Source organism: Mediterraneibacter sp. 210702-DFI.5.30 (assembly GCF_020560115.1).
Lineage (GTDB): Bacteria > Bacillota > Clostridia > Lachnospirales > Lachnospiraceae > Mediterraneibacter > Mediterraneibacter faecis.
This window is the reverse complement of record NZ_JAJCME010000047.1, coordinates 1-330: the sequence shown is the minus strand read 5'-3', so window position 1 is coordinate 330 and position 330 is coordinate 1. Positions and strand designations below refer to the sequence as shown.

The 330-nt window shown below is 49.1% G+C and carries 1 pseudogene; it reads right to left on the bottom strand.

Annotation, left to right across the window (positions count from 1 at the left end):
* Positions 1-240, bottom strand: a pseudogene (locus LI126_RS14630) (phosphoglucosamine mutase); the annotation flags it as partial.
* Positions 241-330 lie beyond the last annotated feature (90 nt).

The window sequence follows — 330 nt, the reverse complement described above, 5'->3', positions numbered from 1 at the left end:
GACGACGCCTAAGCGCAGTACCTCGATGCCGACCGAAAGCAGACCAGCAACTAAGGCATTTTCCAGCATTTGACCGGAAATTCGCGTATCACGGGAAACCAAGACTTGGGGCTGCTTGCGTTCTGAGTGCCGAGTCAAGACATAGCCCCCGGCACGGCCAACCTTAAAAGCCAGTTCTGGACTCAGGTCGCGATTGGCCACGCCACGAACGCCATCAGTTCCAAAATATTTTAACTTCATGTTTCTCCTCGTTTCTGGGCTAAAAAGCTCCGTTAAAATTCACTATGTTTGATTATACTACTTTGTATCATTTTCGCTTGCCGAAACCGA